This is a genomic window from Vibrio sp. 1580 (assembly GCF_033340055.1).
Map to the genome: position 1 here is coordinate 1 of NZ_JAWOVT010000205.1, position 789 is coordinate 789.

Annotated in this window: 1 protein-coding gene and 1 pseudogene; both read right to left on the minus strand. The window is 47.7% G+C overall.

Features of this window, described 5'->3' with window-relative positions; all coding sequences use genetic code 11:
• Positions 1–536, minus strand: a 536-nt coding sequence (locus R7093_RS25035; RefSeq protein WP_318146991.1) for a peroxidase family protein, incomplete at its 3' end; no start/stop codon positions are given.
• A 126-nt stretch (positions 537–662) separates the two neighbouring features.
• A pseudogene (locus tag R7093_RS25040) lies at positions 663–789 on the minus strand (DNA starvation/stationary phase protection protein); the annotation flags it as partial.

The window sequence follows — 789 nt, forward strand, 5'->3', positions numbered from 1 at the left end:
TCGCGCCCGAATCCGAAGCCGAACGTTTTCAACCCCATGGATTCATAAGCCATCGTACCGGCATACGCAATGAGATCGGCCCAGCTCAGTTGGTTGCCATATTTTTTCTTAATCGGCCAAAGGATACGTCTTGCTTTGTCGAGATTAGCGTTATCTGGCCATGAATTTAGCGGGGCGAAACGTAAATTACCGGTGCCCGCACCGCCGCGACCATCTGCGATTCGATAAGTCCCTGCCGCATGCCATGACATACGAATCATCAAGCCGCCATAATGTCCCCAGTCAGCAGGCCACCATTCTTGGCTATCGGTCATTAGTGCGATGAGGTCTTGTTTGAGTGCAGAGAAATCGAGTTTTTTGACTTCTTCTTGGTAATCAAAATCACTCGACATTGGATTTGTTTTAGCGTCGTGTTGATGCAGAATGTCGAGGTTGAGCGACTTCGGCCACCAGTTCTTTTCTGTTCTGTCATTGGTGGTCATTGAGCCATGCATTACGGGGCATTTGCCTGCGGAATGCGCATTTTGTTGTGTCATGTTAATTCTCCCATTCTTGCGTTTTGCGAGTGCTAGTCGTTACAGCTGGTGAACAAACACGGGCATCCGTTATTAATTACTGATGTTTTAATACAGAGTATTATCCTTAGGTCGTTTCGCTCGGCGTTATTTCTGCAGCGATCGTAACATCCATGCTGTTTTTTCATGGATGCGCATTCTGTCCGATACCAACGCCACGCTCGATTCGTCATCCGCTTGTTGGGCTAGTTTTAACACTTTACGTGCGGTCTTT